21 protein-coding genes are annotated in these 23,877 nt (G+C 71.6%); 10 read left to right on the forward strand and 11 right to left on the reverse strand.

Features of this window, described 5'->3' with window-relative positions; all coding sequences use genetic code 11:
• Positions 1-2,509: LamG-like jellyroll fold domain-containing protein (locus DEJ31_RS16570; RefSeq protein WP_146243198.1), on the forward strand; the 2,509-nt coding region annotated here is incomplete at its 5' end.
• Between the two features lie 106 nt (positions 2,510-2,615).
• Here the strand turns inward: DEJ31_RS16570 and DEJ31_RS16575 are convergent.
• Positions 2,616-3,830, reverse strand: a complete 1,215-nt coding sequence (locus DEJ31_RS16575) for a glycoside hydrolase family 26 protein (RefSeq protein WP_258366352.1) — start codon at positions 3,828-3,830, stop codon at positions 2,616-2,618.
• A 124-nt stretch (positions 3,831-3,954) separates the two neighbouring features.
• On the opposite strand from DEJ31_RS16575, the gene pip reads away from it, so the two are divergent.
• A complete protein-coding gene (gene pip / locus DEJ31_RS16580; protein ID WP_110905173.1) occupies positions 3,955-4,947 on the forward strand; it encodes a prolyl aminopeptidase in 993 nt (330 codons plus the stop codon).
• Between the two features lies 1 nt (position 4,948).
• Here the strand turns inward: pip and DEJ31_RS16585 are convergent, their stop codons facing one another.
• Positions 4,949-5,389 carry a hypothetical protein gene (locus DEJ31_RS16585; RefSeq protein WP_111122433.1) on the reverse strand — a complete coding sequence of 147 codons (441 nt, stop codon included), beginning with the start codon at positions 5,387-5,389 and terminating at the stop codon, positions 4,949-4,951.
• Positions 5,390-5,475: 86 nt separating this feature from the next.
• Here DEJ31_RS16585 and DEJ31_RS16590 point away from each other — a divergent pair, with 86 nt between their 5' ends.
• Complete coding sequence (locus DEJ31_RS16590) at positions 5,476-6,453, forward strand: hypothetical protein (RefSeq protein WP_111122434.1); 978 nt, start codon at positions 5,476-5,478, stop codon at positions 6,451-6,453.
• Positions 6,454-6,528: 75 nt separating this feature from the next.
• Here DEJ31_RS16590 and DEJ31_RS16595 read toward each other — a convergent pair whose 3' ends face one another.
• The 3 genes from DEJ31_RS16595 to DEJ31_RS16605 form a co-directional block, all read right to left on the reverse strand.
• Complete coding sequence (locus tag DEJ31_RS16595) at positions 6,529-6,861, reverse strand: hypothetical protein (protein ID WP_110905159.1); 333 nt, start codon at positions 6,859-6,861, stop codon at positions 6,529-6,531.
• Positions 6,862-7,147: 286 nt separating this feature from the next.
• A complete protein-coding gene (locus DEJ31_RS16600; protein ID WP_181433570.1) occupies positions 7,148-7,705 on the reverse strand; it encodes a low molecular weight phosphatase family protein in 558 nt (185 codons plus the stop codon).
• A gap of 2 nt (positions 7,706-7,707) precedes the next feature.
• Entirely contained in the window at positions 7,708-9,000 is a 1,293-nt protein-coding gene (locus DEJ31_RS16605; RefSeq protein ID WP_111044827.1) for an adenylosuccinate synthase, read from the reverse strand.
• A gap of 173 nt (positions 9,001-9,173) precedes the next feature.
• Between DEJ31_RS16605 and DEJ31_RS17395 the strand changes: the two genes are divergently transcribed.
• Both DEJ31_RS17395 and DEJ31_RS16610 read left to right on the forward strand, forming a co-directional pair.
• A complete protein-coding gene (locus DEJ31_RS17395) occupies positions 9,174-9,332 on the forward strand; it encodes a hypothetical protein (RefSeq protein ID WP_181421707.1) in 159 nt (52 codons plus the stop codon).
• Positions 9,333-9,445: 113 nt separating this feature from the next.
• Positions 9,446-9,619: an Rv0909 family putative TA system antitoxin gene (locus DEJ31_RS16610; RefSeq protein WP_110905162.1), complete on the forward strand. Its 174-nt coding sequence runs from the start codon at positions 9,446-9,448 to the stop codon at positions 9,617-9,619.
• 112 nt (positions 9,620-9,731) lie between these two features.
• On the opposite strand, the gene DEJ31_RS16615 is transcribed toward DEJ31_RS16610, so the two are convergent.
• From DEJ31_RS16615 to DEJ31_RS16635, 6 genes are all read right to left on the reverse strand, one after another.
• Positions 9,732-10,889: a hypothetical protein gene (locus DEJ31_RS16615; protein WP_111122436.1), complete on the reverse strand. Its 1,158-nt coding sequence runs from the start codon at positions 10,887-10,889 to the stop codon at positions 9,732-9,734.
• Positions 10,886-11,950 carry a polysaccharide pyruvyl transferase family protein gene (locus DEJ31_RS16620; RefSeq protein ID WP_111122437.1) on the reverse strand — a complete coding sequence of 355 codons (1,065 nt, stop codon included), beginning with the start codon at positions 11,948-11,950 and terminating at the stop codon, positions 10,886-10,888. Before DEJ31_RS16620 ends, DEJ31_RS16615 begins: the two co-directional genes overlap by 4 nt.
• On the reverse strand, positions 11,947-12,972 hold the full coding sequence (locus DEJ31_RS16625) for a glycosyltransferase family 1 protein (RefSeq protein ID WP_111122438.1): 1,026 nt from the start codon (positions 12,970-12,972) through the stop codon (positions 11,947-11,949). Before DEJ31_RS16625 ends, DEJ31_RS16620 begins: the two co-directional genes overlap by 4 nt.
• The gene (locus tag DEJ31_RS16630; RefSeq protein ID WP_111122439.1) at positions 12,969-14,096 is read right to left on the reverse strand and encodes a glycosyltransferase; all 1,128 of its coding nucleotides are present in this window, start codon (positions 14,094-14,096) and stop codon (positions 12,969-12,971) included. Before DEJ31_RS16630 ends, DEJ31_RS16625 begins: the two co-directional genes overlap by 4 nt.
• Before the next feature lie 69 nt (positions 14,097-14,165).
• Positions 14,166-14,333 (reverse strand): acetyltransferase, encoded by a 168-nt coding sequence (locus DEJ31_RS17025; RefSeq protein WP_146236833.1) that lies wholly within the window; start codon positions 14,331-14,333, stop codon positions 14,166-14,168.
• A 153-nt stretch (positions 14,334-14,486) separates the two neighbouring features.
• The gene (locus DEJ31_RS16635) at positions 14,487-18,167 is read right to left on the reverse strand and encodes a S8 family serine peptidase (RefSeq protein WP_181433571.1); all 3,681 of its coding nucleotides are present in this window, start codon (positions 18,165-18,167) and stop codon (positions 14,487-14,489) included.
• A gap of 148 nt (positions 18,168-18,315) precedes the next feature.
• On the opposite strand from DEJ31_RS16635, the gene DEJ31_RS16640 reads away from it, so the two are divergent.
• From DEJ31_RS16640 to DEJ31_RS16660, 5 genes are all read left to right on the forward strand, one after another.
• Positions 18,316-18,957, forward strand: a complete 642-nt coding sequence (locus DEJ31_RS16640) for a TetR/AcrR family transcriptional regulator (RefSeq protein WP_110905168.1) — start codon at positions 18,316-18,318, stop codon at positions 18,955-18,957.
• Positions 18,954-19,706, forward strand: coding sequence for a hypothetical protein (locus DEJ31_RS16645; RefSeq protein ID WP_110905169.1), 753 nt, complete (start codon positions 18,954-18,956; stop codon positions 19,704-19,706). Before DEJ31_RS16640 ends, DEJ31_RS16645 begins: the two co-directional genes overlap by 4 nt.
• Complete coding sequence (locus DEJ31_RS16650; protein ID WP_111122441.1) at positions 19,703-21,784, forward strand: YhgE/Pip domain-containing protein; 2,082 nt, start codon at positions 19,703-19,705, stop codon at positions 21,782-21,784. Before DEJ31_RS16645 ends, DEJ31_RS16650 begins: the two co-directional genes overlap by 4 nt.
• A 261-nt stretch (positions 21,785-22,045) precedes the next feature.
• Positions 22,046-23,173: a LacI family DNA-binding transcriptional regulator gene (locus tag DEJ31_RS16655; RefSeq protein WP_111122442.1), complete on the forward strand. Its 1,128-nt coding sequence runs from the start codon at positions 22,046-22,048 to the stop codon at positions 23,171-23,173.
• 320 nt (positions 23,174-23,493) lie between these two features.
• Positions 23,494-23,877: hypothetical protein (locus tag DEJ31_RS16660; RefSeq protein ID WP_220034884.1), on the forward strand; the 384-nt coding region annotated here is incomplete at its 3' end.

Genomic DNA, 23,877 nt, shown 5'->3' on the forward strand with positions numbered 1-23,877 from the left:
CCGTAGCGGGGGAGGAACTGCGACGCCGAGTAGCGGGAGTAGAACTGCGTGTCCGGCCGCCGACCTCGCCTCCCGCTTCACCCTCGCGGTGCTGCCGGACACGCAGTTCTACTCCCGCTACTCGGCGTCGCAGTTCCTCCCCCGCTACGGCGACGACCCGTTCCACGTGCAGACGCAGTGGCTCGCCGACAACGCCGACGAGCTGCACATCCCGTTCACCACCCACGTCGGCGACGTCGTCGACCAGGTGGGACAGGCCGGCGAGTGGCAGGCCGCCGACCGGGCGATGTCCGTGCTCGACGCGGCAGACATGCCGTACAGCGTCACGACCGGCAACCACGACGTCCGGAACTCCGCGGACACGGTGTTCGACACGTCGTACGACCTCGCCGCCGAGCCGTACCTGAAGACCTTCCCGGCCAGCCGCGCCACCGGCCAACCGACCGTCGAGTCGGGCACGGACCGCACCGGGCTGAGCCAGTTCCACGTGTTCGAGGCCGAGGGGCAGCGGTTCCTCTCGCTCGCACTGCCGTGGCGGGCCTCCGACGAGACGCTCGCATGGGCGAACCAGGTCATCGCGGCCCACCCGACGCTGCCGACGATCCTCACCTCGCACGAGGTCATCAACATCGCCACCGACGGCCTCACCGCGGTGGACACGGCCTACGGCGAGCGCCTGTGGAAGAACGTCATCGCCCCGAACGACCAGGTGTTCCTGACGCTGAACGGCCACTTCCACGGCTCGACGTGGAAGAGCCGCACGAACGACGCCGGGCACGCGGTCACGCAGGTCCTCATCGACCACCAGATGGACTACGAGGGCGGCAACGGCTACCTCGGCCTCATGGAGTTCGACCTGACGAACGGCACCCTGGCCATGCAGACCGCGTCGCCGTGGGTGACGTGGAAGCCGACCGAGACGCTGACGTCCTACGACCAGCCGTTGCTCGACGCCGCCAACCAGCGCTACAGCGTGCCGGTGGACTTCCGGACCCGGTTCGCCGGCTTCGCGCCGGACTTCCGCCCGGGCAGCGCCGACGAGCCGCCGCTCATCGAGCGCGCACGGCAGATGCTCCTCGACGGCTTCGAGGGCGCACCACCCGTCACGACCGAGCTCCCCGGCGGCCGCGCCGACCACACCATCGTCGACGGCACCCTCGCCTGGTGGCGTCCCGGTGAGCAGGAGACCGGCACCCTGGCGCCCGGCGCCACCGTGGACGACGTCGTCGGCGATGCGGACCTCACCCGCATGACCCACGCCGAGTCGGGATCCCCGACCGCGCAGGACGGCGACGTGACCGTCACCGACGAGGCGCACCCGCTCTCCTCGGACGGCGCCGGTCTCTGCTTCGCGAACGCCGACAAGGCCGCGAAGCGCTTCAGCGCGCTCACCTCCCCCGGTGACACGGCCGTCGACCGGGCCACCTTCCCGGAGGGCTACACGATCGAGACGTTCCTCGAGGTCGATCCCTCGTGGACCGACGGCGCGAACTCGTGGTCGAAGGCGATCGTCCGCAGCGGCAACCGCTCGCAGATCGGCGTCCCACAGACCCGCTGGGACTGGACGGCGTCGCCCGCGGCGCTCGGCATCTCGAACCTCAAGGAGTTCCAGTGGACCGAGGTGACCGCCGACCCGTCGAAGGGTGACCGCACCGCCTGGTCGGGCGAGATCATCCCCGGCCGCTGGCTGCACGTCGCCCTCGTGAACGACGTCGACGCCCGCACCACCACGATGTACATCGACGGCGCCCCGGTGCTCCGCAACGCGACCGACACCGGTGGGCAGACCGTGCAGGACGGCATGCCGTGGCTGTTCGGCAGCGACTGGGTCGACGACGCCGCCACGAACGGCTGGAACGGCTGCATCGGTGAGACCCGCGTGGTCGACCACCCGATCGGTGCCGAGTCCTGGCTGACCGCCCGCGCCGACCTCGACGCGCTGACCGTCGACGAGCCGGGCACCGAGGTCGCCCCGACCGCCGTCACCGGCTCCGGCCACCCGGGCGCCACCGTCACGCTCTCCGGCGCGGTCACCGGCAGCACCGAGGTCGCCGAGGACGGCACCTGGTCGGTCGAGCTCGCCGGCGAGGACGTCGACGCCGTGCGAGCCGCCGCACTCGTCCGCGCCGCAGCGACCGGTGAGGCCCAGGCCGTCCAGTCGATCGGCACCCGCAGCGGTGCAGCGGTCGCGTTCGCGGTCGCCCTGCCGGACGATGCCGACCCGACCGACCCGACCCCGACCGACCCCGGGTCGCCGGCTCCCGGTGACGGTGGTGACGGCTCGGGTGACGACGGCACGGTGACCCCCGCGCCGGGTGCCCTCCTGCCGGGCGCTGACGGCCCGGGCACCGGCGACGGCACCGGACCGGACGGCGACCTCGCCTTCACGGGTGCGCACGGCCTCGGCGTCCTCGGTGTGACGGCGCTCCTGCTGCTCGCCGCGGGGACCGCGGTCCTCGTCCGCCGACGACTGGGCACCCTGCCCCGGATCACGCCGACGGAGCAGTAGCCCACACCGCACACCACGGGAGGCACGGTGCGGGTCCGCACCGTGCCTCCCGTCCGTCGTTCCGCGGTCGCCTCCGAAGGGCCCCCTCGCCGGGAGGGGCACCGGGTCACCGGCCGGGTTCCGCCGTCCGGCACGACTGCGGGGCCTCCGCGAAGTGCAGCCATCCGGGCAGCCCTCCGATGAAGGCAGCACGGGTGGCCGGGTCGTGCAGGACCGTCCAGTCGACGTGCTCCTGCACCTCGGTCTCGTACTTGTCCCACTCGAACCAGTTGATCATCCGCACGTTCGGGAAGCGGGAAGCGGTCTCGGCGGAGAAGACCTGCGACCACCAGGCCTGCTTGATGGCGCGTTCACCCTCGGGGTCGCCCCGCGGGACGACGAGCGCGGCGGTCTCGGGAACGGCGACCGGCTTGTTGCGGCGCACCCCGAACAGGTCGTAGAAGTCGGGTACGGGGGTCTCGTCACCGCCGGCACCGTTGTACGTACCGGTGAGCTTCGCTGCGAACTTGCCCTCTTCCGGCAGGACGTTCGCACCCCAGGGTGCCGCGGCTCCCCAGTGGTAGATGGACAAGCCGACCCAGTCGACCACGTCATCGCCCGGGTAGTAGGGCGTGTACGGGTCGTCACGTGCCGTGAGGGCCCCGTCGCCGTCAGTGTCGAGCACCTCGAACGCGAGCGTGCCGGCGACGGCTGCAGCGGGACCGCCGTGGAAGGGGTAGCCGCCACCCTCGTTCGGCGCCCACATCGTCGCGCTGCCCGGCGCCCCGCTCCGCAGCGCCCGGGCCACGCGGCGGAAGGCACCGACGTACGCGTCGGGCTGCTGGCCCCAGGGGTACCAGGACCCGTTCATCTCGTGTGCGAAACGGACGATGACCGGAACGCCGCTCTCCTGGATCTCGTTCACCAGGGCGGCGACGTCGTCAGCGACGTCGTCCGTGACGGACTGCAGGCCGTCCTGCGGTTCGAGTGTCAGGAGCAGCGTGCCACCCTGGCCGCGCACCTGGTCGGCGGCGCCGCGCACGTCCTCGACGTCCTGCGCTCCGAGCGGGACGTCCGCGAACACGACCGCGACTGCGGGCCTGTGCCCCAGCAGCGTCGCGTACTCCTCGAGCGTCTGACGGCCCCAGTCCAGGTTCACGCCGAACAGGGACCCGGTGTCGGGCACCACCTCGGACGCACGGCGGGGAGCACAGCCGGCGGCCGCACTCCTGAAGGCGCGCGGGAACGTCGTGCAACCGGACAGCGCGACGGAGCTGACGATGGTCACGCCCGCCAGTGCTGCCATCGACAGGAACGAGCGGCGAGGCACGGCAGGGGACACGGACTCCATCGTCCCACGAGCCGAGCGATCCGCCTCTCGAGGTGTCGTGGTCGCCGGTTCCGCGACGGCTCGGTACGGTGGCAGCGCCCCCACCCCGTCCTGCCCCGTCGTCCGAGAGGCCCCCGTGCGCCAGCTGTACCCACCGCTCGAACCGAACCGCTCCGGCCTGCTCGACGTCGGCGACGGCCAGCAGGTCTACTGGGAGGAGTGCGGCTCACCGGACGGCAAGCCCGTCGTGTTCCTGCACGGCGGGCCCGGCGCCGGCTGCTCACCCGACCACCGTCGCCTGTTCGACCCGGCGCGCTACCGGATCGTCCTGTTCGACCAGCGCAACTGCGGCCGCAGCCTCCCGCACGCCGGCGACCCGGCCACCGACCTGTCCACGAACACGACCTGGAACCTGGTCGGCGACATCGAGCGACTGCGTGCCCACCTGGGGATCGACGCGTGGCAGGTGTTCGGCGGGTCGTGGGGGTCGGCACTGGCCCTGGCGTACGCCGAGACGCACCCGGAGCGGGTCACGGAACTGGTGCTCCGCGGGATCTTCACACTGCGGCCGAGCGAGATCGACTGGTTCTACGAGGGCGGGGCCGCGAACGTGCTGCCCGACCTGTGGGAGGGGTACCTCGCTCCCCTGGCACCCGAGGAACGGCAGCCCGGCGGCCTGGTCCGCGTGTTCGAACGCCTGCTGGCCGACCCGGACCCCGCCGTGCACGGACCCGCCGCGGTCGCCTGGGCGAGCTGGGAGGCGGCCTCGATCACGCTGCTGCCCCGACCGGACCTGGTCGCCCGGTACGCGGACCCGACGTACGCGCTGGCGTTCGCCCGGATCGAGAACCACTACTTCACCCACGACGGCTGGTTCGAGGACAGCCAGCTGATCCGCGACGCCGACCGGCTGCGCGAGATCCCGACCGTCATCGTGCAGGGGCGCTACGACATGTGCACGCCGGCCGTCACCGCGTGGGACCTGCACCGGGCGCTGCCGTCGGCAGAGTTCCGGCTGATCGACGACGCCGGGCACGCGTTCGACGAGCCGGGCATCCTCGACGCGCTGCTCGAGACGACGGACCGGTTCGCGGCTGCAGGCGCGGGCGCGGCAGGGTCAGCGGTCTGACTCAGGCGGCGTCGTCGGCGGTGCCCGGTAGCTGCTGCTCCACGCGGTACCGCTCGACCTCGGCGTCGACCGCCCTGCGACGCTGCCAGGCCCGACCGAGGAGGAGTGACAGGGCGCCCGCTGCCGTCAGGACCCCACCGAGGACTGCGCCCGGGAGGGGGCTGTCCGTCCGCTCGTCGTTGCTGAGACCGACGGCACCGAGCAGCAGCGAGACACCGATGAGCAGGACCAGCATCGCGGCCGAGAACCCCCAGAGCCACGGCTGCCGCACGTCCAACCGCGCTCGCGTGGGGAAGGCGATGACGGCGAACACACCCCATCCGATGGTGACGGCGGCAGCGATGCGGAACCACGAGCCGAGCAGGACCCCGGCTGCGATCGAGACGACGACGCCGCTGATCGCCCAGAGCCAGAAGCCCCACGTCGAACCCCGCTGCGTCATGCGCCCACCGTACTGACGGCGGAGGCGACGAGGACGCGCCGACGCACCACGCGCCTCCAGGGCGCAGCACGTGGTGGGGTGGTGCCATGACCGACGACCTCGTGCCGTGGTTGGTCGCCGGGGGGCTCGCCGTCGTGGTGGTCGTCCTGGTGGTCCTCCTGCGGCGACACCAGACCTCTGCCCGCGCCGAGCTCGACGCCGCCGAACGGACGCGTGCTGCGGAGCTCGCCCAGCGCGAGGCGGAGCACCGGGACGCCACCGCGCGGCTCGAGGCCGACCGGGCGGCGCAGGTCGCGGCGGCCGACGCTGCTCGGCGGGACGCACTCACCGAAGCGGAGGAGAGCCGCGCGCTCGCCCGTCGAGGCATGAAGTGGGAGGAGGCGTCCGAGCAGGCGGTCCTCCGGGCCTGCCGTGCCGCCGGGGTGAGCGGGGTGCTGATGACGAACGTCGTGTTCGTCCCCGTCGGCGAGACCGAGCAGGGTCCGTGGCGGAAGTTCGTCGCGCAGGCCGACCACGTGCTCGTGTCCGAGTCCGGCCGCGGTCTGGTCATCGAGAACAAGCGCTGGGGCGGGATCGTGTTCGACGGACGCCGTCCGAGCGAGGTGCACCCGGCGTTCCGGAACCTGGTCGACGAATCGTCCCTCGTGCCGCCGTTCGCCGTGCAGGTGCGGAGCCGCACGGTCCTCAACGGTGAGGAGGAGGCCGAGAACTGGTGGCAGGTCCGGGTCCAGGCGAAGGGGGCGTCGCCGGCGCAGCAGGTGCGGCAGCAGGCCCGACGGCTCGCTCGTTTCGTCGACGAGCAGACCGGTGTGTCCCGCACCTGGTTCGACACGTGCGTCTTCTACTCGTCACCCTCGGCAGCGACGTTCGTGGAGCCGGAGGACCGCAGCGGCACCGTGACGACGAGCATCGTGACGAACGACCACGAACTGCAGTCGGCTCTGGCGTCCTGGGCGGCCAAGGACTCGGTGCCGAACCGCGCCCGCGCCGACGCTGTCGTGCGGGTGCTCGCCGGGCAGGGCGCCCACGCGATCACGGTCGGGAGCTACCGCCTGCCGGAGTGACCCGGGACACGCTCCGGACACGACGACGCCCCACCGGCCCGAGCCGGTGGGGCGTCGTCAGTGGAGCGGGGAGCGCTACGCGGTCGGGCGGATGACCGACGGGAGCATCACGTGCAGGTGCCCGGCGAGCGCGGTCTGCGCGTCCTCGAGCGAGGTGAAGTCGCCGACGACCAGGCCGAAGGTGTCCGAGGCGACGTAGCGGCCGTCGCGCTTGTCGACGGAGCCGCCGAAGTACCCGCCGTAGTTGGCGACCCACTCGTCGTCGCCTTCGAGCGTCCAGGTGAGCTTGGCCCGCGCGGCACGGGCGCTGGTGGCGGCCTCGGCCTCCAGGACGGCGACGATGTCGACGGTGTCGGTGTCGAGGGTGACGTCGGTCCCGGTTGCGGTCCGGTTGATGGTCGTGGTCATCGCGCTCTCCTGTCGTGTTCGGGGTACGTGCTGCAGTACGTGAACGCTACGACACCGATCGCGCCGATCGACAGCGAGGCCCGTCGATTCACGGGTTCAGCCCCGGATGTTCATCCGCGAAGCCCGGAACTCCGGGCTTCGCCCCCCGGCGTTCGGGGTACAGCAGGGCCGATCGGGGTACTCGTCATCCGGACGACGGCCGACCGGGGTACGACGCGGGACGCCCGCGTCGACGCGAGACGCCCGCGTCCACGCGAGACGCCCGCGTCGACGGGGCGTCCGGGCCTCAGGACACCGCGCGCAGGGCGTCCGCGATGGTCGTCAGCGCAGCGTCGATCTCGTCAGCGACCCGCACGTGCGTGGACTCCGAACGACGGTAGGGGTCGTCCACGTCGTCGTCTGCCGGGTCAGCAGGCGGCGGCACGGTCCCGCGCAGCCGGGCGACCCGCTCGACCAGGGCTTCCGGCGAGTGCACGTCCGCCAGGTCCCCGGGCTCCAGGCCACCGAGCACCCGCGCGAACTGCTTGATCGTGAACGCCCGCTTCGCAGCGCGCGGCGCGAGCTGCACGACCGCGGCACGGTGGGAGCGTTCGGCCGTCAGCACCAGGTCCGCGGACCGGGCGATCTGCTCGGTCAGGTAGCGGGAGCGGTGCGCCTCCGGATGTCCGCCCAGCCGGACGGACTGCTCGGCGGCGGCACCGTCCATCACGGCACCGTCATCGGCGATGGTGCCGGCCGACTCGACGACGTGCAACGAGGCAGCCGGACCGAGACGCTCCTGCAGCACCTGCCCACCGAGCGGTGACCGGCAGATGTTGCCGCTGCAGACGAAGAGGATCCGCACGCTCAGCCCTGGCCGAGCAGGTCGTGCCGGACGACGATCGCGTCACGCCCGGGGCCGACACCGATCGCGGAGATCCGCGCTCCGGACATCGCCTCGACCGCGAGCACGTAGTCCTGCGCGTTCTTCGGCAGGTCCTCGAAGGTCCGGACGCCGGTGATGTCCTCGGACCAGCCGGGGAACTCCTGGTAAACGGGCTTGGCGTGGTGGAAGTCCGACTGCGACACGGGCACCTCGTCCACGCGCTGACCGTCCACCTCGTACGCCACGCAGACGGGGATGGTCTCCAGGCCGGTGAGGACGTCGAGCTTGGTCAGCACGAAGTCCGTCACGCCGTTGATGCGTGCCGTGTAGCGGGCGATGGGGGCGTCGTACCAGCCGCAGCGACGTGGGCGACCGGTCGTGGTGCCGAACTCGAAGCCGTTGGCGCGGAGGAACTCCCCCGACTCGTCGAACAGCTCGGTCGGGAACGGGCCGGCGCCGACGCGGGTCGTGTACGCCTTGACGATGCCGATGATCCGCTCGAGCTTGCCCGGGCCGATCCCGGACCCGGTGGCGGCGCCACCGGCCGTGGCGGACGACGACGTCACGAACGGGTAGGTGCCGTGGTCGACGTCGAGCATGGTGGCCTGGCCGGCTTCGAACAGGACGGTCTCGCCCCGCTCGAGGGCACGGTGGATCTCGAGCGCCGTGTCGGCGACCATCGGACGCAGGCGGTCGGCGAAGGACAGCAGCGACTCGACCACTTCCTCGGCGTCGATCGCACGGCGGTTGAAGACCTTGACCAGCAGGTGGTTCTTCTGGTCGAGGGCCGCTTCGACCTTCTGCCGCAGGATGTTCTCGTCGAAGATGTCCTGGATGCGGATGCCGACGCGGTTGATCTTGTCCGCGTAGGTCGGGCCGATGCCACGACCGGTGGTGCCGATCTGGCGCTTGCCGAGGAAGCGCTCCGTCACCTTGTCGATGGTGCGGTGGTAGTGCGTGATGACGTGGGCGTTCGCGGAGACGCGGAGCTTCGACACGTCGACACCGCGGGCCCTCAGCGCGTCGAGCTCCTGGAACAGGACCTCGAGGTCGACGACGACCCCGTTGCCGATGATCGGGGTGACGCCCGGGGTGAGGATGCCCGAGGGCAGCAGGTGCAACGCGTACTTCTCACCGCCGACGACGACCGTGTGTCCGGCGTTGTTGCCACCGTTGAACTTCACGACGTAGTCGATGCGGGAACCGAGGAGGTCGGTGGCCTTCCCCTTGCCCTCGTCGCCCCACTGGGCGCCGATGATGACTGCTGCGGGCATCTGGTTCTCCTCACGTTGGCGGAGGACCGCACACGGCCGTCCGGGCCGGTGGTCCACCCGAGTCTATCGGCTGGTCATCTCCGCGTCACCGGCACGACGCCAGCTGTGGAGAGCGGTGGCCCTCCGGAGCACGCTGGATGAGCACGACGACCGCCCCGACGAGAGGAACCACCATGAGCGACCCCATCGACGACATGAACCGCCTGCTGGACACCCAGCAGGCCGAGGAGCTCACCGACGGCGGCATCGGTTCGGTCGAGAGCGCCCCGCAGGACGTCATGCCCGAGACCGACCGCGGGCGCGAGGCCGCCGACGAGCGTCCCGACGCCTGAGCAGCAGACGGCCTCCGGTCAGTGCAGGTCTGAGCGCCCACGCCTGAGCGCGCACGGATGGCGCTCCGAGCACGCTCGACCCCGTCAGTGATCCGACGAACGGAAGGAACACCATGAGCGACCTCAGCGACAAGGCCAAGGACTTCGCGAACAGCGACAAGGGCGAGAAGGCCAGCGACTCCGGCCTGGACAAGGCCGCCGGCGCGGCCGACAAGGCCACCGGTGGTGGCCACGGCGACCAGGTCGACAAGGCCGAGAAGGCTGCCGACGACAAGATCGGCAACTGACGACGAGTCAGGATGCACATGACGGGAGGCCCGGTACCAGCTGGTACCGGGCCTCCCGTCCTGCAGGTGGTCGCGTCACGTCCACGACGGGCGCGGCCGTGGAGGATCCGGCTCAGGGACGGTCGCCGGCCGGTTGTGCAGCCCGGCTCGGGCGACGGCCGCAGGATCGGCCCGCCTTGGCCGAGAACAGGACGAAGGCCAGGATCTCGGACGATGCCAGGACGGTGAACACGCCGACGAGCCCCAGTCCGAGTTCGACCGCGAGCACCGATCCCAGGACCGCGCCGACCGCCACCGCGGCACGGAGTGCCATCACGTCGAGGACGGCTCCCTCGCGACGGAGCTGCGCGAACGGAACGGTGGCGGGGATGCTCGCCGCCTTCCACAGGCACGCAGCGACCACCGCGGACGTGCTGACGCCCCAGCTGGAGCCGAACACCTGATGCGGCACCCCGAGCAGGTGCGCCGCGACCACGGCGGCGAGAGCCCCGATCGACATGGCCGACAGCGTCACGACGAGTCGGGGGGCCGGGCAGGCGAGCAGCACGGTGCGCAGGTACCCCAGGACGGGCTGCAGGACACCGAGCACCGTCAGGACCAGCCGGAATGCCACCGCGGCCGCCGAACCCAGGACAGTGAAGACGACCGCGGTCAGCACGAGCGGCACTGCCGCCACCAGACACGTCTCCGCACCGACGACGACGCGACGGCGCATCGGGACCGCCCACGGCCGCACCGCCGGGTCGACGATGCACCGCAGCACGACCGGAACGACCATGCCGACGGCGAGGAACCCGAATGCGCGCGCTCCGATGCTCGGGGTGAGGACGGACGCGATCACCCCCGCTGCGACGAGGAGGACGGCGCCGATGAGCTCCGACCGCCAGTGTCCTCGGACGACGGCGTTCATCCGGCCGATCTGCAGCGCCGCCATCAGCACGGGCAGCGCGACCATCACGCTGTGCGTGGTGGGTGCGACGAGGACCAGCACCGTGGCCGTCGTCGCGGCGACCGCACCGAGCCGGGACCCCGTCGTCCGGTGCTCCCTGGGGACGTCCGGATCGGCGAGTCGTGCCTCGGCGAACACGGCACAGACGACACCGCTCAGGAACGCGCCGACGCTGAGCGCCAACGCCACCGCTGCCTGTGACGGCAGGTCGAGCGTCCGGGCAGCGACCACTTGGACGAAAGCCGGTCCGACGGGGAGGGCGGCGCCGCTGAGGACCATGCCGGCGCTCGACACGGCCGCGGAGGAGCGGCGGGCGTTCACTCGGTCGTCGCCGTGATGCGCGCTCCGGCCAGTTCGGCCAACCGGTCGGACAATGCCGTGCGGTGTCCCTCGAACCCGCGGAGGGCGACCGAGACGGCCGCGTCGTAGCGCCCCCGGAGCTCGGGGTCCGCGACCAGTTGCCGGATCTGCTCGTCCACCTCGGTCGGGTCGAATGCGTACACCGAGTGCACGTAGTCGCTCAGGCCGAGGTCGTCGAAGGCGCCGAAGCCCTTCCGCTCGTACGCCAGGTGGACGACCCAATGACCGGCCCGGAGCGCCATGAGGGCCGCGTGCAACCGGACCGCGACCACCACGCGCCGAGGTCCGTTGACGTACTCGTCCCGGTCGAGGACCCGCTCGGGGCACGTCGCTCCGACGGCGCGGTCGTCGTCATTGCCGGCTCCCCTGCTCTGGACCCATCCGTCGAAGGGTCTGAGCACGGCGGCGAGTTCGAGGATCCGCGTCCAGCCCGCTCGGCGCACCGGGCGCACCGACAGCACCGGAGTCCGGTCGCGGAGCGGCGCCGTCCGGGTCGCCCAGTCCGGGTCGAGCAGGGCCATGTCCGGCATCCGTACGGCGTTCGGCAAGCGGAGTTCGCGCACCGAGCGGTCGTCCCGCAGGCACACGAGGTCGATCTCGGCGAGCAGGCTCCGCAGGACGCGGCGGATCACCCGCCCCTCGGGGCCGATCGATTGCGGCAGGTACACCGCGGGCGTCGCGGTCCGGGCAGCCGCCACCAACTGCGGAAGATGGGCGATGGACGTCTTGAGGGTCTCGACGACCCCGCCGAAGCGCAGGTAGCCGCCGCCGACCCCGACGACGAGGTCGAAGTCGTCGAGGCGGCCGAGGCTCCGCAGACCGGACAGCCCGGAGCGTGCAGTCCATCGTGACGACAGGAAGCGGACGCGGTCGCGCGGAGTGAACGACTCCGGGTAGCGGGCGAAGACCGTGTACTCGGTCTCTGGGTCGATGCCGTCGAGGAGGTCGATCGCCGCATCGACGAGGAGCCCGTCCCCGGCGTTCGAGGCACTGTACGCGTGCAGGATGGCCACCGTCGTCATCGCAGTACCTCCGCGTAGCGACGGAGGTGCTCACCGACGCTGCTCTCCCAACTGAAGCGACCCGCCCATGCTGGACCGGCGGACCGGACGTCCGCGCACCAACGGTCGTCCGCGAGCGCCGCCGAGACCCCCTCGACCAGACCCCGTTCGGAGAGGTCCTCGAGTGGCCAGCTCGGGCCGGCGACCTCGGCGAGGGAGCCCCGCCGACTCGCTGCGACGGGCACGCCAGCAGCCAGGGCCTCGAGCACGGGGAACCCGAAGCCCTCGTAGAGACTCGGGAAGACGAACAGTCGGGTGTGCTGCATGAGGGCAGCTCGCTCATCGTCGGAGACGAAACCGAGGTACTCGCAGTTCTGAGACGACGCCACACGATCGAGGACGTCCCGGTACCGCCAGGCGGGCCGCCCGGCGAGGACGAGTCGCACGCCGGATGCACGGAGCGCCGGGCTCTCGAACGCGCGGACGAGTTCGAGCAGGTTCTTCCGCGGCTCGATGTTGCCGAGGTACAGCGCGAACGGTCGGTCTCGGAGGTGCTGGAAGCGATCCCCGAGTGCCGCCGGGGTGGTGAACGCGTCGTGGTCGATGCCGTGCGGGATGACCGAGATGGTCGTGGGATCGACGTCGAAGACCGCAGCGATGTCGTCCGCCGCCGACTGCGAGACCGTGATCAGGCCAGAGGTCGACCGGATGGCCCGGTGGACGCGTGTGCGCCAGACCCGCTCCTGGACTGGCGACCGCGCGACGTCGATCCACCTGCTCGCGACACCGTGCACGGTGACGATGCTCGGGACTCGCGTCGGGATGACCGGACCGGTGTCGGCACTGTAGTGGATGACGGTCTCGGCGGACCGCCTGAGGCCGGCCAGTGTCTCCAGTGCCGCAGTGATCGCCGGATGACCTGCCGCAGGGAGGACGCCGGTGGTGTGCCCGGCTGCCCGGACGCCTCGGACGAGCTGTCGTGCGTAGGTGGTGTTGCCGCCGACATGTCGGTCGACGACCCTGCTCGGGAAGACGACGTTCACCGCCCGAGGGCCCGACGTCCGAGCACGGCGGCATCGCGGTAGAGGTGGCGGAACGACGTGGACTGCACCTCGTGGTTCATCAGACGGAGCAACAGCGACGCACCGATAGCGGTGTCCCAGGCGACCGCCTTGTCGTCGAGGCAGCGGACGACCTGTTCGGCGAGGCCGCGCGCACCGTGAGCCTGTCGCAGCGTCGTGCCCTCGAACGCGGGGATCCTCCTGGCGACCACCGGCACTCCCCGGGCCGCCGCGTCGAGGACGCTGATCGGGAAGCCCTCGTAGCGCGCGGTGTGCACGATGGCGTCGACGTCGGCGATCTCGGACACGAGTTCCGGGTCCGAGAGCCAGCCGGTGACCTGGATGCCTCCACGCTCGAGTGCCCGCTCGTGTCGTGCTTCCCCCTCGCCGATCCAGACGGCCTCGAGGTCCGGCACCTGCTGCCGTACGCGGCGGACGACCCGCAGGAAGAGCCGTGGGTCCTTCTGGTGACATGCACGGCCGATCATCGCGATGCGCGGCGGACGGGCCACCGCTAGGTCGGTCCTGATCCCGGCGCTGCCCACGGACGGCACGTTCGGCACGAGGACCGTGGCGGCACGGGGGTTCATGAGTCGCGCGAGCCGGTCTTCCCGCGCGGAGAGGACTGCGACACACTGACGCCGCTGGGCGAGGGCCGCTTCGACCGCGAACCCGACGAGCCCCACCAGGGATGCCCGCCGCTCGCACACGTAGCCGTGCGGCTGGTAGACGATCGACGCCCCGCGTGGTGCCGCGAGCCGGACGAGCACACCAGCCCAACTCGAGTGCGCGTGGACGATCGTCGGCTGCACGCGCAGGAGTTCCGCGCGGACCCGACGGAGTTGCCGAACGAAGCCGCCGGGCAGTTCGCTGATCGAGACGAAGACGTCGGCAGCGACTGCGCGGTCGAGATCCGCTCCGGCAGCGAGGAGACGGTGCGTGTGGTCAGGCGTCGCCGAAGCAGTGGCGCACACCGCTCTGCTGACGCCGCCTGCGAAGCACGTGGTGACGTGGAGGACCGTCGGGCGCGACTGCTCGGCACCGCTGACACGGTCGGACCCCGCCGAGCTGGGCCGTGCGGCGGGGTCGTCGAATTGGGTTGCCATGCCGATATACTAGCATCTGATCTGATACTTCAGCCATGGCGACCACCTCCAGCGCGCTAGAGGGGGACGTCAGCCGCGGAAGAAGTCCGCGTACGAGGGGTCACCGACCACCTGGGTGTGACCGGGTTCGGCGAGGCGCTCCTCCACCATGGCCCGGATGACGTCCGGCGGGGTCAGGCCGCGGCGACGCCACTCCATCGGGTTCTGCCGGAGCTGCACCAGGCTGTTCGTTCGCATGCTGCAACACTGGCACGAAGTACCTAGTTCGCCTAACTACCTGTCCTGTAGGCGCACTTCCCACCGGTGGTCCACGGCACCCCGCGTCACACGACGGAGCGGGCGGCCCGTTCCCGGACCGCCCGCTCGTCTCGCTCTGTGCTGTTGTCGGTGCTACTTCGTGATCTTGCCCGTCTGGGGCGAGGTGACCGAAGCGGTCTCGTACCCGGACTTCTTCGCGGTCAGGACGAACGAGATCCTGTGCCCGACGTCCTTCGGCCCGGTCTTGTAGGTCGACCGCGACACCCCGACGTCCTTGCCGTCACGCAGCCACTTGTACGTGAACGTGACGCCGTCCGCGTTCCAGGTGCCGGTGTGCGACTTCAGGTTCGCCCGGATCTCCAGCGAGCCGGTGACGACCACACGGCCGGACACCAGCGCGAGCTTCGGCGTCACCGAAGTCGTGCTGAGCAGGTCCGCCTGGTCGCCCGGCGCGTTGTGCAGGTGCAGGAGCAGCACCTTCGCCGAGGTCGAGGTGGCCGAGGCCCGGATGACCTTGATCGCCGTGTCCGGGTACGTCAGGCTCGACGCCCCGTTCGCGGTGAACGACACCGCCGGCTGGAAGGCGTTGTAGGTCGCGACCTTCGTCTCGTCGACCACCGAGGACGCAGCCATGGGCAGCGTCGGCGAGTAGGACGACTCGGTCACGACCGAGTAGTCGAACACCGCGGTCTTCGACTTCGCCGTGTACCCGAGCGCCGCGAGCGACACCGGCAGCACCTTGACCGCGGAGTCGAACGTGTTGACGTCGACGCCGGCTGCGACACCGCCGAGGGGGCGCGTGTCCACGACCTGCTTCTTCGGGTCCTTCTGGTGCAAGTCGAGCGTCGTCACGACCGTCACGTCCGCCGTCGCCGACTTGGTGTCGTACGTCAGGTAGTCGGGGTCACCGTCACGGTTGGTGTCGATGAGCACCTCGACGTTGTTCGACTGGCCGGGGTTCGACTCGGCGCCGTCGGTCTGGACGCCGAACGACACCAGGCCCTTCGACTTGTCGGCCAGGCCGAGCGCCGTGGAGTTGGCGCCGTAGGCACGGATGTCCGCGCCACGGAGCGTCTGCTTCGCGGTGCCGTCCGGGAACGACTCCTGCGGGTCGGTGCCACCGAGCTGGAACGGTGCGACGAGCGCCCGGTAGCCGGTCGTGCCGGTTCCCTGGGACAGGCCGCGGCCCTCCATCGTGATGGTGCTGGTGCGGGCCTTGCCGGAGAACACGACGTCGTCCGCGTGCAGTGCGCTGACCGGCTCCGGCGCGGCGTAGACGCCGAGTCGGAGCGGCGTGACGCCGTCGGCGGCCGGGGTGAACGTGACCAGGCCGGTGGCGGCCGGGACGAACTCCCGCGGGGTGCCGCCCTCGACGGCGACCTGCGTCGGGTCGATGACCTTCCGCAGGAGCGTCGGGTCGGCGATCGTCATGGTGACCGTGACCGTGGCGGTGCCGCCGGCAGGGACGGTGACCGTGTCGGTGTTCAGCGTGAAGACGACGCCGGGCTGCGCGATGCGCGACTCGTACGCGACGCGGTAGGTGTGCGCGGTGGCCGAGGTGTTGCGCACCAGCAGGGTGCGCTTCTCGGTGGTCGCCGCGCCGACCTCGACGACGCCGAAGGAGGCCGTGACGAGCTGCCCGTTCTCCTGGCTGCGGACGGTGGTTCCGTCCTGCACGGCCTGGAGTGCGTCGACCCGGCCGATGCCCTGGCGGAGCAGGGTCGCCGACTGGCCGTCCTTCGCGCTCTGGCGCACGTCGTGCGTGGCCGTGTTCATGAGCGCTGCCTTGATCTCCGGTGCCGTCCAGCCCGGGTGGGCCTCGAACGCCAGCGCGGCGACGCCGGCGACGTGCGGGGTGGCCATCGAGGTGCCGCTGAGCGACAGACGGTCGTTGCCGGTGCCGTTGGCGGCCGAGATCACGTTGACCCCGGGGCCGGCGATGTCCGGCTTGACGACGTCGCCGTAGGAACCGTGCTCACCGCGGCTGCTGAAGGACGCCAGGGTGTTGACCGTCTCGGCGTCGGTGGCGAGCTGGAAGCCCTTGAGCTCGTCCGCGAACCGGACGTGCAGGGTCCCGGCCTTCGCCGCGGCCTGGAGGCCCGTCACGCTCTCACGGGTCAGTTCCGCACCCGGGATGGTCGCGTTGCCCGCGATGCCCGAGTCGAAGGTGTTCACCGTGCCGGCGAGGAGGACGCCGATGCCGCCGGCGGCCTGGACGTTGTTGAAGCGGACACCGGAGCCGCACTCGAGGGCGCCGTCGGTCCACTTCAGCCAGACGACCTTGCCCGCGATCGCAGCGGCCTGGTCGGCGCTGAACGCCGTGCAGCCGTCGATGTCCGTGGTGGGGACGACGACGTCGCCCTCGACGGGGAGCGGGCCCTGGTGGTTCTGCGAGTACTGCGCGCGCCAGGTCTTCGCGACGTCCGCCGGGGCGGTCGCCTCGACACCGTCGAAGAGGCTCTGTCCGGTCGCGGCAGCGGCGACGGTCAGGGCGCCGGCCGAGTTGCCCGGCGAGCCCCCGATGTCGGTGAAGTCGTCGGCGTTGCCAGCAGCGATCACGGGCAGCACACCGCGGGCCGTGAGCGCGTCGATCTTGGCGTTGTCCGGGTCGTCGGCTGCCCCGTAGTCGGAACCGAGCGACAGGTTGATGACGTTGATGCTCTTGCCCTCGGTGAGGGACTGCCCGACCCAGTCGAGCGCGGCACCGGTCAGGTCGGTCGAGCCACCCTGGTCGCCGAACACCTTGAGCGAGTAGAGACCGGCCTGCGGGGCGCTGCCCGGGCCGACCCACATGTCCTGCACCTGCTGCGGGGTGAGGGTCGAGTAGTCACCGCGGAAGGTCGTCTTGTCGGCGTTCAGGCCGAACCCGGCGGCGGTGCCGGCGACGTGGGTGCCGTGGTCGCCGCCCTTGCCGTCGATGGGGTTGGCATCCGGCGCGGGCACCGGGTCGTAGGCGTCCGGGTCCGTCGGGTCCGCGTTGTACGTGGGGCCGGCGAAGTCGTAGCCGCCGAGGAACTTCGAGGGGTCGTACCAGCTCGAGGCCGGGGCGCCGGTGCTGGCGAGGGCCTCCTGGTAGGCGGCGGTGGTGCCCGGACCGCCGAAGTCGGCCTGCGTGTAGTCCAGGCCGGTGTCGATCACGGCGACGTTGACGCCCTTGCCGGTGCGTCCGGTCTGGGTCCAGGCGTCGACGGCCTTCGTGTACAGGTCGCTCGCGGCGTTCTTCGGCGCGACGCCGTCGGCACCGGGCTTCGCGAGGTCGGGGTCGACGCCCGAGGGTGCGGCACCCGCCGACGTGCTCTGCTCGGGCTCGACGACCTTCTTCGGCAGCAGCGGGACGATGCTCAGCACGTCGGAGCGCTTCGCGAGCTCGGTGAAGGCCGCGACGTCGGCGACGACCGCGACGCCGGGGACTGTGTACTCGGTCGAGTACAGCTCGGCGGCCTTCCGGTCCGCACCCTTGACGGCGCTGAGGACCTTCGCGTTGGTCGAGCGGATCGTCGCGAGCCGGCTCTTCGCGGCGGACGACGGGGTCTTCGAGCGGGTGAGGTCGCCGCCCTTCGCCTGCGCGTCGACCTCGAGCGCGCCGGCGCCGGTCGTGCGGACGAACGCGCTGACCGTCTTGGTCGGGGACGCGTTCCGCAGCGGGGCGGAGAGCTTGAGGCCGGCCGAGGCGGCGGTGGCCGGTGCCGCGGAGGCCGCACCGCCGACGGCGAGTCCGCCGCAGGCCAGCGCCGCGACCGCGACGATCGAGGTCAGCAGTCGCGGGGAGCGGTACCGACGGGAAGGGATGGTGGGTGGTGTCGCACGTGGCACGCAGCACACTCCTGGGTTGTCCGAACTCCGGGTGAAGTCCTCATGAAGCTAAGTGCTCGCCCTCAGCACGGGGAGTCGGCAGTTCAGGGGACAGAACCTGTGGTTCTCCGAAGTTGCACACTAGTGTGCAGGTTACTACGATGGGTGCATGACCACCACCGATCGGCCCGCACGCGCGCCACGACGGGACGCGACCGAGAACCGCGCCGCCCTCGTCCAGGCTGCCCGGACCCTCCTGCAGGCGGATCCGGACGCGTCGCTCGAGTCGATCGCCGCGCACGCCGGACTGTCCCGACGTGCGATCTACGGACACTTCCCCTCCCGTGACGACCTCATGCGCGAGGTCGTGACCGGCGGAGCCGAGCGCATCCTGGCCGCGATGCCCAGCCGGGCCGCACTCGCCGACCTGCCCCCGGCCTCCCGACTGGCCGCGATCGCGGTGACCCTCTGGACCGAGGTCTCGCACGTCCGCTCGATGGCGGTCATCGCCGTCCGCGGACCCCTCGTCGAGACCGTCGCCACCGTGTTCGCCCCGCTGCGCGAGCAAGTCCGCGACGCGTGCACCCTCGGCATCGCCGACGGCACCATGCGCGACGACGTCGACGCCGCGACCCTCGGCCGCCTGGTCGAGGGCGCCTGCCTGGCGGTCCTCGACGAAGCCACGCGCTCCGCCACCCCGGACGACGCCGGCCGCCGGATGGTCGTCCTCTCCGCCCTCGGCATGGCGGGCGTCGACTGGCGCACCGCCCTGCTCGCTCTCCCCGCCACCCTCCCGGAGGACCCCGCATGACGCTCGAACTCGCCGCAGTCGGCATCGGCACCGGACCCGGCGCCGCGCTCCCCGCCGTCAGTGCCGTCGCGGCCCCAGGTCACCCGGGCATCGTCGCCGTCGAGACCGAGCAGGCACCCGTGCTGGCGTCCCTGGTCGCCGGCGGTCGGATGAAGCCCGACACCGGACGGGTCCTGCTCGACGGACACGACGACCCCGCGGGCATCCGCCGCTCGTTCGCCCTCGTCGACACCCCGGGCGTCGCCGAGCCGTTCCCGGTGATGAGCCTCAAGCGGATCGTGCACGAAGAGCTCGCGTTCGCCGGACGCCGGCCCTCTCGCGGCGACGTCGCGACCGTGCTCGACGAGCTCGGCATGACGAGCTGGACCGACACGCACGTGCAGCGCGTGCCGACGGACGTCCGCGTGCGGCTGCTCGCCGAACTGGCACTCCTGCGGCCCGACGTCACCGGGCTCGTGATCACGTCGCCGGAGCGGCACGGCGGGGCGGTCGCGGACTGGTTCGCCGTCGTCCGCGAGATCGCCCGACGTGGGGTGACCGTCGTGCTCGTGACCTCGAAGGCCGCGGCGGAGACGGCCTCGGCCCTGCTCGACACGATCGCCGACGAGCCGCTCGACGCCAGCGACGACACCAGCACCAGCACCAGCACCACCGAGGGTCCCGAGGACGCGACCCGGACCGGCGGGCCCGACACCGGCCTCCCGACCGACACCACCGACGCCACCGCTCCCCTGGAGACCCGCTCGTGACCATCCCCTCGCTCGTCCGCGCCGAACTCGCGCGCCTGACCGCCACCCCGCTCGCCCGCCTCGCGTTCATCGCGCTGATGTGCGTGCCGCTGCTGTACGGCGGCGCCTACCTCTGGGCCAACCGCGACCCCTACGCCAAGCTCGACCAGGTCCCGGCCGCGATCGTCGACCAGGACGCCGGCGCCACCCTCGACGGCGAACACGTCGACTACGGCAAGGACGTCGCGCAGCAGGCCATCGACGGCGGTGACTTCGACTGGAAGCGCACCACCGCCGCCGACGCCCGCTCCGGTGTCCGCAACGGCACCTACGACTTCGTGGTGACGATCCCGCACGACTTCTCGGAGTCCCTGGCCTCGGCGCAGTCCGACCACCCGAAGCGCGCCGAACTCGTGATGACGACGGCGGACACGAACTCCTACCTCGCCTCGACCATCGCGGAGCAGGCGGGCAAGACCATGCGGACGGCCGTCGCCGAACGCGTCGGGAAGGAGGCCGCCAGCACCCTGCTCGTCGGGCTCGCCGACGTGCGGGACAGCCTGGGTGACGCCGTCGACGGGGCGGGCAAGCTCGCCTCCGGTGCGACGACCGCCGCGAACGGGGCCGACACCCTCCAGGCCGGTACCGCGCAGCTCTCCGCCGGCGCCTCCACCCTGGCGTCGAGCACAGCCGCGCTGCCCGCGCAGACCGCGACGCTGAACTCCGGCGCGCAGCAGGTCGCGACCGGTGCCGCATCGCTCGCCACGGGCCTCCGGTCCGCGCAGCAGCAGACGGCCGCGCTGCCGGACCAGACCCGGGAGCTCGCAGACGGGGCGGCGCAGGTCGCGGCCGGCAACGCCGAGCTCGCGGAGCAGGTGGACGCGGCGAACACGACCGTGCAGGCGATCCAGCCGCTCGACGCGGACACCGTCATCGCCGACATCACGTCGAACCTGCCCGAGGGTGTCACCCTCACGCCGGAGCAGGAGCAGGCGCTCACCGCCACCGTGAGGTCGGCCGTGCAGCAGGCGAACAGCGCCGGGACGGACGCCCAGCAGCAGCTTCGCGACACCACGGCGAAGATCGACACGCTGAGCACCGGCGCGCAGCAGGTGTCGGCGGGAGCCGCGACGCTGGCGGACGCGGCACCGGCGCTCTCCTCGGGGATCGCGACCGCCGCCTCCGGGGCTTCGACCCTGTCCGACGGCGCCGCGCAGGTCGCCGGCGGGACGCAGGAGCTCGCCGCAGCGGCCCCGGAGTTGTCCTCGGGAGCGTCGCAGCTCGCCAGCGGAGCGGCTTCGGCCGACGCGGGTGCGAAGTCCCTCACCACCGGCCTGCACTCGCTCGAGTCCGGCTCCTCGGAACTGGCGTCCCAGCTGGACGAGGGACGGACCAAGATCCCGGCGTCGACCGCGTCCCAGCGGGCGTCGCAGGCGAAGGTCATCTCCGACCCGGTGAAGGTCGGCGACGACAACGTCGCCGCCGCGTCGAACTACGGCGCCGGCCTGGCTCCGTTCTTCATCTCGCTGGCCGCCTGGATCGGCATGTACGCGCTGTTCCTCATCCTCAAGCCGATCTCGAAGCGCGCGATCACCGCCGTCCGACGCCCGCTGCGTGTCGTGTTCGGCGGCTGGCTGACCCCGGCGCTCCTCGGAGTCGTGCAGATGGTGGCGCTGTTCCTCATCGTCCGGTACGCGCTGGACCTCGACGTGGTGCACGCCGGCGGGACGGTCGGGATCATGGTCCTGGCATCCGCGACGTTCGCGGCGATCATCATGACGCTCAACGTGCTGCTCGGCTCGGTCGGGCAGTTCCTCGGGCTGGTGCTCATGCTCATCCAGCTCGTCACCGCGGGCGGCACGTTCCCGTGGCAGACGCTGCCGGGGCCGCTCGCCGCGCTGCACTTCGCGCTGCCGATGACGTACTCCGTCGACGCGATCCGGCAGACGATGTACGGCGGGTCGCTCGCCACGGCCTGGAGCGACGCCGGCGTCCTGCTCTGCTGGCTGCTCGGGGCGCTGCTCGTGTCGTACCTCGTCACGGCGCGGCAGACGCGGACGCGGACGCTGCGCGACCTGCGGCCGAGCCTGATCGGCTGACCGGGGCGAACCGGGCCGGCCGAGCCGGCGAGCCGGCGGGCTGCGCACAACAGGAACCCGTCCGAACCACGCGATGCCGTGGTTCGGACGAGTTCTCGTTGTGCGGGTCCGAACGGCACCGGGCGATCCCGAGCGGGGCGGCCGGGAGATGCCTCGCGGCGCGTCCGGCGATGCCGCACCCGCCCCGGGGCGTGGAGCGCGACAGCGGTACCATCGTGGGGACGCACCCGGCGGGTGCGCAGCCGGAGGTCGAGGATGACGATGGGGAACACCAAGCCCGCGACGATCTACGACGTCGCCGCTCGCGCGGGGGTGTCGAAGTCGCTCGTGTCCCTCGTGCTGCAGCGTTCCCCGCGGGTGAGCGAGCAGCGTCGGGCAGCGGTCCTCGCGGCGATCCAGGAGCTCGACTACCGCCCTTCGACGGCGGCGGTGTCGCTCGCCGGCACCCGCTCCCGGACCATCGGCGTGGTGCTCGACGACTTCCGGAACCAGTGGTTCGTCGACCTGCTCACCGGCCTCCGCGAGTCGCTACAGGACCAGGGACACCGACTCGTCGTCGCGGACCGGTTCCTCAACACGGGGCTCGACGTCTCCCCCGTCGAGGGGTTCCTGTCCATGCGCGTCGAGGGTCTGGTGATCGCGGGCGAGCCGGACCCGGACCTCGTCGTCCCTGCCGGCACCCCGGTCGTCGTCGCCGGCGGACGGGCAGCGCTCCCGCGGGCCGACACCGTGGCGAACGACGACCTGGCCGGCGGACGCATGGCGGCGGAGCACCTCATCGGACTCGGGCACGTGCGGCTCGGCTTCGTCGGTGGGCACTCGGCGGCGAGCGACGCCCGACTCGAGGGATGGCGGGCCGCCATCGACGCCGCGGGTGCACGGCTTGCCGGGTCGGACACCGGCGTCGCCGCGTCGTCGGATGCGATCGGTTCGTCCGGCGTGCCCGGATCGTCCGGCGTGCCCGGTCCGTCCGAGACTGCCAGTCCGCCCGAGGTGACCGGTTCTTCCGACGTGACCGGAGTTGCCGTGGTGCTCACTGCCGACGTCACCGAGGAGACCGGGTTCACCGGGACGCACCGCCTCCTCGACGAGCACCCCGAGGTCACCGCGGTGTTCGCCGCGAACGACGTGACCGCGCTCGGCGCGATGTCCGCCGTCGCCGACCGAGGTCTGCGCGTGCCCGAGGACATCTCGGTGATCGGGTACGACGACACCCCGATCGCGGCCTCGAGGTACGTGGGCCTGACGAGCATCGACGACCGCAGCATCGACATCGGCCGGGGTGCCGGGGTGCGGCTGCTCGAACGGATCGCGGACCCGGGGCTGACCCCCACCGAGGTCCTGGTCGAGCCGCGCCTCGTCGCCCGCCGGACGACCGCCCCACGCTGACCGGACCCGAGACGGCAGTGTGCGCCGGAGGCCTGCGTCGACGGTCCGTACCCCGCTCTCGAGACTTCCTGACCGTGCTGGTACCTGAGCGGAACTAGGCTTTGCTCGACCCCTACCCGAGGGGTCACGTGGACGGAACACCCGAGTTCGAACCGACGTCTGCATCCTCTCCGGCGGCACGAGCACCCTCTCGTGTCGGACGCACTGGTCACCCTGCCCGTGCCCTCGCTGTGGGTCCCTGCCCACGGTGTCCTGATCGATGCTGCCTCGCCTGCCCGGGTGGCCCTCCTCGGAGTACCCGAACCCCTGGAGAACAGAACATGGCACGCATCCTCACCCGCACCATCGGCGGCGCCGCGGCCTCGATCATCGTCGGCGGCATCGCAGCCGTCGCGGTGACCGGAGTCGCCTCGGCACACACCCCCGAGGTGTCGGCATCGTGCACCCAGTTGCACGTCGCCCTCGCGAACTACCCGGGGAACTCGACGGTCGACGTCGTCCTCGACGACACCGACCACGGCACCGCGACCTTCGGCCCGAGCGCCTTCGACGACACATTCCCCCTCGACGCGACCCGCAAGCACACCTGGTCCGTCTCCGTGACGTCCGGCGACGGCGACCACGCTTTCGACAAGACGTTCAGCGGCAAGTCGACCGACGCGTGCCTCACGGTCGCACCCCCGGTCCCCACCCCGACCGGGTCC

The sequence above is a fragment of the Curtobacterium sp. MCPF17_031 genome, from assembly GCF_003234035.1.
GTDB lineage: Bacteria > Actinomycetota > Actinomycetes > Actinomycetales > Microbacteriaceae > Curtobacterium.